This window comes from Arthrobacter sp., assembly GCF_031988865.1.
GTDB lineage: Bacteria > Actinomycetota > Actinomycetes > Actinomycetales > Micrococcaceae > Arthrobacter_B.
The window spans coordinates 1-6,575 of sequence record NZ_DALZXY010000129.1 but is presented as its reverse complement, the minus strand read 5'-3'; the positions used below and the strand labels follow the sequence as shown (position 1 = coordinate 6,575).

General features: G+C 67.4%; 5 protein-coding genes. 3 read left to right on the top strand and 2 right to left on the bottom strand.

Features of this window, described 5'->3' with window-relative positions; all coding sequences use genetic code 11:
• Nucleotides 1-1,973, top strand: a 1,973-nt coding sequence (locus RTN46_RS15945) for a DUF222 domain-containing protein (protein WP_312182855.1), incomplete at its 5' end; no start/stop codon positions are given.
• A gap of 280 nt (nt 1,974-2,253) precedes the next feature.
• Nucleotides 2,254-3,576, top strand: coding sequence for a DUF6350 family protein (locus RTN46_RS15940; RefSeq protein ID WP_312182854.1), 1,323 nt, complete (start codon nt 2,254-2,256; stop codon nt 3,574-3,576).
• A 171-nt stretch (nt 3,577-3,747) separates the two neighbouring features.
• Here RTN46_RS15940 and RTN46_RS15935 read toward each other — a convergent pair whose 3' ends face one another.
• The gene (locus RTN46_RS15935; protein WP_312182853.1) at nt 3,748-4,191 is read right to left on the bottom strand and encodes a hypothetical protein; all 444 of its coding nucleotides are present in this window, start codon (nt 4,189-4,191) and stop codon (nt 3,748-3,750) included.
• A gap of 39 nt (nt 4,192-4,230) precedes the next feature.
• Between RTN46_RS15935 and purN the strand changes: the two genes are divergently transcribed.
• On the top strand, nt 4,231-4,818 hold the full coding sequence (gene purN / locus RTN46_RS15930) for a phosphoribosylglycinamide formyltransferase (protein ID WP_312182852.1): 588 nt from the start codon (nt 4,231-4,233) through the stop codon (nt 4,816-4,818).
• Between the two features lie 179 nt (nt 4,819-4,997).
• On the opposite strand, the gene RTN46_RS15925 is transcribed toward purN, so the two are convergent.
• The gene (locus tag RTN46_RS15925) at nt 4,998-6,350 is read right to left on the bottom strand and encodes an MFS transporter (protein ID WP_312182850.1); all 1,353 of its coding nucleotides are present in this window, start codon (nt 6,348-6,350) and stop codon (nt 4,998-5,000) included.
• Between the last annotated feature and the right edge of the window lie 225 nt (nt 6,351-6,575).

The following is a 6,575-nucleotide window of genomic DNA, read 5'->3' as shown; positions in this document are numbered from 1 at the left end:
TGCTGGGATTTGAGGAGACTATCGGGGCGTTGGAGCGGCTCGGTGTGTTGATCTGTTGGGCGCAGGCTCAGCAGGCGAGGGTTGCTGCCCGGTTGGAGGAGCTTTTCGCCCGGGATATTGCCCGGGCTGCGGGCCGGGAAGATCCGGGCCTGGCGTTGTCCCTGGCTGCGGCGGAAGCGGGGGCGGTGTTGAACCTGCCGCATATGAGTGCGATGCGTTTGGTGAGCGAATCGTCCCGGTTGGGCCGGGATCATCCCCAGACGCTGGCCCGGTTGGAAGAGGGCCGGATCGGGTATCAGCATGCGCGGATCATCCTGGACGAAACCCAGCACGTGCCGGCCACCCCGGTCCTGGGCCCAGATCCAGACCTGCCCGTGACGGGAGCGGATGCCGCCGGTTTGGACGCAGGCACGGGCCCGGGTCGTGCGGGCATTGGTGGGGACGGTCAGCCGACGCTGCTGGATCTGCTGGACCCGGACCTGCCGGGCCCCGAAGGCCCGGACGGTGAGGCGGGCCTCGATCGCCCGAGGCCCGGCCCGGATGGCGTCGATGCCGCAGGCCCGGACGCAGCAGGTGAACCGGTGAATATGCGGCAGCGTTTCGAGGCTGACCTCTTGGGCAAGGCCGAGGGGCGGACGGCTGCGGGGTTCGGGAAGTGGGCCCGCCGGTTGCGGGAGTCCCGGTTCCCGGACACGGTTCCGGTCCGGCACCGGGATGCGCTGGAGCGGCGGCGGGTGTGTTTCGAGGCGCTGCCGGACGGGATGTCCTGTCTGACTGCGTTCCTGGCCGCGGAGCAGGGTCAGGCCGTCTACGCTGCGCTCTCCGGTGCGGCCAAGGCCGGGAGGGTAGCGGGTGATCCCAGGACTGTGGACCAGTTGCGTGCCGATGCTCTGGCGGCGGTCCTGCTCGACGGGAACCACCCCGGGGACCCGTCCTCTCCAGCCCGCCCGACGAGGCTGGCCGAACCCGCCCGTCGGAAGAAACCGGCTGAACCCGCCGGCCCGACGAACCCGGCTGAACCCGCCGGCCCGACGAACCCGGCTGAACCCGCCGATCCGACGAACCCGGCTGATCCCGCTTGTCCGGCAGCTTCCGCCGGGCTGCAGGATGGACACGGCCCTGCGACTCCTTCTTCTATCCCGTTCCAACCGCGGCCTGTCGTTCCCTCCCGAGCGAATACTGGGCGGCCGCTGGAGGACTCACCCGGCAGCTCCGCCACCGGCGGCAAAAACGGTATTGGCGGCATTGGCGGCAAAGCCGCCACCGGCGGTAAAGACGGCGGTGGCGGCAAAGGCGGTATCCATGGTAACGACAGCCACGTCAGTGAGGCGGGCGGCACTACGCCGCCGGGACGCCATGCCCGGCGGGCGGAGCGGCACCGCGAACGGACCCGCGTGAAGACCGAGGTGATGGTGCTGATCAACGCCGATACCCTGGCCGGTCTCAATGATTCACCGGCAGAGTTGAACGGGTACGGGCCGATCAGTGCCGAGGCCGGACGGCGGATGATCCTTCAGGCCCTGAGCTGGACACCGCTGCTGCAGGACCCGGCCTCCGGGGAAATCCTGGGAGTGGGACGACGGCGGCGGATCCCGGCCGGTCTCAAACGCTGGCTCCAGGCCCGGGACGGAACCTGCCGGTTCCCCGGATGCGCAGTTGATGTGACCCGGTCCGAGATCGACCACACCATGCCCTGGGCCCGTGGCGGTCCGACCGAGCATTCGAACCTGGAGCATCTCTGCCCTAAACACCACCGGTTCAAGACCCTGGGGCATTGGAAGGCCCGCCAACCCGAACCCGGCCTCATCGAATGGACCTCACCAGCGGGACGTACCTACCGCACCAACCCGGCCCTCGATCATCAGAACAAAGACTCGGCACCCGGTGAGGGAGCATGGCGGTCGGCTCTGTGGACGTCGCCCGTCGACGAAGCCACGCGGCCTGCACCAAAGGATGCGCCAGCACCTTTCTAAGGCGCCGTCCAGGGTTCAGGGGTGCTGAGAGATGTGCGGCTGCGAACTGCCCATGTTTCCGGGTCGCGGATTGGGCTCGAAGTGGGACCGAGGATGGCTGGCTCCACCCGGGTGAGGCGCGGGGACACGGGGACGGCCTGGTCTATGGGTGGGGCGAGGAGACGCCTCCTCAGCCAGCTTTCCCCACGCACCCGTGGTCCAAGCCACCGGCCTCCTGTGCCCCGACTCACAGGCCGTACCTGAAGGGCCTGGATGGTCCCCAATGGCACGATAGAAGGCGATGAAACTCTTTAGACGCCCGAAAAAACCGGGTGTGGTGCCCATGCCGCTGTGGCTGCAGGGAATGTTCGAACTGGGGCAGGCAGCAGTGCTGTCGGCCCTGGTAGTCATCCTGCCCCTGACCGGTGTCTGGGCAGCGAACGGATTCTCTGACCGCGACTACGCTTCCCTAGCCCGCCTAAGCGGCCAGGCATGGCTGCTCCTCCACGGAGTTCCGCTGTCGCTCACGTTCCCGGCAGGAACAGTCGGGCCGGAAGAAAGCGGGGGACTGTTGTCCCTCATTCCCCTGGGCCTGACACTCATTCCGTTTTTCCTCTGCTGGCGTGCCGGACGCCGGCTGGCCCGTGCCTCCTATACCGACCAGCTCTGGCAGGCGCTGCTGGGCGCACTTGGCACCTACGCCCTGCTTGGCGTCGTGGCCGCCTACTTCTCCGCGAACGATGACGTGAGCATCTCGCTCGTCGCCGGAGCACTCGTGCCGCTGATCTCTGCGGGCCTCGGCGTCATCATTGGTGCACACCGCGAGGCCGGCTCATGGGTGCGGCTGATCGGGATGGACCTGACAGACTGGATCGCGCGGACCAGCCAGCATTCCCGCTGGGCAGGTTCCTACCTTTGGGCCGCCGTCCGCGCGGGTGTGGTGGGGATCAGCGCGGCATTGGGGCTGTCGGCCCTGCTCCTGGTCGCCGTGGTGGTCCTGAACTGGGCGGAGATGGTTGCCATCTACGAACGGCTCGACGCCGGCATCATCGGCGGAATCGTGCTCACCGTGGCCCAGCTAGGCCTGATCCCTAACTTCGTGGGCTGGACCCTGTCCTGGGCCTCGGGTGCCGGATTCGCCCTCGGCGCCGGCAGCACGATCAGTCCTCTTGAGACGACCGTGGGGCCGCTGCCTGCCATGCCGATCCTCGCGGTCCTGCCCAGCGGCCAGCTTGAATTCGCCTACGTGGCCTTGATCATCCCGGTCGCGGCGGGCGTGCTGGCCGGCTGGTGGTTCCTCCGCGAGGGCGAGAACCACTTCGACGAATGGCTGGGCATCAAGGTCCATGCCCGCTGGTTCACGGCCACGGCATCGACGCTCTGCCTCGGCGGAATCATCGGGATTGCCTCCGGGGTCATGGCCGCGGCCGCGGCATGGATATCCAGCGGATCACTCGGGATCGGACGCTTCACGGAGATCGGACCGGACCCGCTGTGGACCGGAATTTGGGTAGCCGCGGAAGTCGCCGTCGGCGTCGTTATCGGTTATGCGGCCGGCCCCTGGCTGGAGCGAGGAAGGTCCCGGCGCCCCGGGGTAGCAGCGGAAGCGCTGGACAACGCCTAGGCAACACCGCCCAAGCATCAGCCGCGGCAACGCCTCAGCATCATCCGGCGGGGCGGCCGCCCTGGTAGGTGTGAGACCACGGCCCCGGTCGGGCACCCTGGCCGGCGCCCGCTGGTCAGCGCCCGGCCCCGGCGCCCGGAAGTCGTCGGCGGCGTCGGGCACTGTCATCGACTACGGCTCGGGAATCATTCCGCCCAGGGACATGAAGTCCTTCACGCACGTTTCGGTGGCCTGGACCGTCAGGGCCGACTGCATGCAGGTCTCGTATTGGGCGGTGAACGGCCACAGGGCCACCATGGCCGCCAGACCCAGGGTCATAAAGGCGGTTGCCGCCAGTCCCAGGGAAACAACGAGCCGAAGCATCCGGTGCATTCCGTAGCGGACGATCTTGACCATGGCCATGATGCCGACAACCAGTGCGGCAATACCCAAAGCCAGCGGCAGGAGCTTCCAAGGCAGGGCGAGCTCGGAGCAGATCAGCATCCCCGCGAGCAAAGCGATAAACACCCAGAGGTAGGACCTGGCCTCCTTGGACTGCGCCTCGGTCGGCTCGGGCTTGCGGGTAGCCGGAGGGAACGGCGGTCGCGCGTGAAGTGGAGGGCCGTCGTTGTTCATGGATTAAGCCTAGGCGACGCTTGGACTTAAGGTTGACACATGCGAATTGTTGTACTGGTCTCCGGCACCGGCTCAAACCTCCAAGCTGTCCTCGACGCCATCGCCGCGGATGATCTGGACGTTGAGATCGCCGCCGTGGGAGCGGACCGCCCGGGCACCTACGGCGTCGAGCGCGCGGCAGCCGCGGGTTACGACACGTTCGTCGTTAACTTCCGGGATTACCCGGTCCGCGCCGATTGGAACCGTGCCCTGACGGACAAAGTCGCGTCCTACCAGCCCGACGTCGTTCTCTCCTCGGGGTTCATGCGGATCGTTGATGAGCACTTCATCAACACTTTCGAAGGCCGCTACCTCAACACTCACCCGGCGCTGCTGCCCGCCTTCCCGGGAGCCCACGGCGTCCGCGACGCCCTCGCCTATGGCGTGAAGGTCAGCGGCTGCACGGTGCATATTGCCGACGCCGGGGTGGACACCGGCCCGATCCTCGCGCAGGCGGCAGTGGAGGTGCTCGACGACGACACCGAGGAATCCCTGCATGAACGGATCAAGGTCCAGGAACGCCGGCTGCTGATCGAAACCCTGCGGCAGATGAGCACCGCCGGAGTCCCGTCGCTGCCCCAGCGCTGACTGTACGACGGCGCGACGGCGGCCCAGCACCTGACCGCGCCCCGTCCCGCTGGTCCGACGCCGCGTGCCGCGCCGCATCCCGCTGGTCCGACGCCCCGTCCTGTTAGCTGCTGCATCCCGCTAGTCCGACGCCGCGTGCCGCGCGCTGCCCCGGCCCGCTAGTCCGACGCCCCGTCCCGTTAGTCCAGTGCCGCGCCTCGGGTCTCCGGGGAGAAGCGGGCCATCCACAGCACGGCAGCGAGCACCAGCACGCCGGCCACCGCGAAGGACAACGGCAGTCCCAGATACGGCCAGAGTACCGAGACAAAAAGCAGGGGGCCCAAACCGGCGCCGACACGGGACACCGTTGAGGCCCAGCCGAAGCCGCTGCCCCGCAGCCGGGTCGGGTACAGCTCGGACACGTAGGTATAGAGCACCGGAATGGCCACCTGCACCACGAACCCGTAAATGAGCAGCCACGTGGTCGCCGCAGCGGGAACCTCGACCACCAGGGCCACCACCACCAGGGATGCCGCTGCAAGCGGACCGGTGACGGCCAGCAGCCACTTGCGGCCGACCCGTTCCACCAGCAGGGCCGCGGCAACAACGCCCAGGAGGCCGACGGCGGCCATGCCGGAGGTGGTGAGGAAGGCCTTGTATTCGGCGTAGCCTGCGTCCACCAGGATCTTCGGCATCCACTGAAGGGCCAGATAGTAGACAAGCAGGATGGTCAGGAACAGGGACCAGGCCGTGACTGTGGATTTGGGATTCGACCGCCAGAGGTCGCCAAGCTGGGTCCCCACAGTTTTGAGGGAGAACTTCTCCGCCGGTTCAGGGTCTGGCAGCCGCCATTCAGTCTGTGTTCCGCCCGTGCGAGCGATGAGGTCATTGATGACGGCGCGGGCTTCTTCGGTACGTCCTTTGCGGACCAGGAAGAGCGGAGACTCCGGTACCGATCGGCGCACCCAGAACACCAGCAACGCCGGCACCACCATGACCAGCATGGTCCAGCGCCAGTCCGCGACGGTCGCCATAATGATGGCGGAGGTGACACCGCACAGGGCCGCGCCCACCGGCCACCAGCCGTCCATGGCGGTGAGTACCCGGCCGCGCTGCTTCCGCGGCGTGAACTCCCCGACCAGGGCGTAGTCCACTGGCACGCATCCGCCGAGGCCGACGCCGGCGAGGAAGCGGAACACACAGAACCAGCCAAGATCCGGGGCGAAGGCGCCCAGGACGGTGAAGATCGAGAAAATCAGCAGGGTGGCCGTGAACGCCTGTTTGCGGCCGATCGCGTCGGCAATCGATCCCCAGACAAAAGCGCCGATGGCCATGCCCAGCAGGTTGGCGGTTCCGATCCAGGCCGCCTGCGCCGGCACGAGGTTCCATTCCTGGGACAGCAGCGGGATCAGGATGCCATTGAGGGTGACGTCCCAAGCATCGAACATAAAGCCGAGGCCGCCGATCAGGAAGATCTTGCCCTGGACCCGCCAGCGCCAGGGCAGGTTCTGGACTACCTCGTCACCCGCAGGCAGGGCGTGGGTTGTCGTCATCGAGGCAGCCTTCCGGAGTAGTAAAAGGGGAGTTAAGGTCAATTTCGTCGGAACTCGTAAAACTGTACAACGGATTCGCCGGAACTGCGCCCGGTGCCGCCAATTCGGAATCTTTCAGGCCGCCGCGTGGCCGGCTGCATCCGACTCCCGTGCGGGCCCGGATCCGGCCCGGATCCGGCTCCGGCCAGATCCGGCGGGCGTGGCGGTGAGGGGCCTGGTTGTCGA

Excerpts from the sequence above, each read along its gene's own strand:
- purN (WP_312182852.1), top strand. The coding sequence starts at position 4,231 with ATGCGAATTGTTGTACTGGTCTCCGGCACCGGCTCAAACCTCCAAGCT.
- RTN46_RS15925 (WP_312182850.1), bottom strand. The coding sequence starts at position 6,350 with ATGACGACAACCCACGCCCTGCCTGCGGGTGACGAGGTAGTCCAGAAC.
- RTN46_RS15940 (WP_312182854.1), top strand. The coding sequence starts at position 2,254 with ATGAAACTCTTTAGACGCCCGAAAAAACCGGGTGTGGTGCCCATGCCG.
- RTN46_RS15935 (WP_312182853.1), bottom strand. The coding sequence starts at position 4,191 with ATGAACAACGACGGCCCTCCACTTCACGCGCGACCGCCGTTCCCTCCG.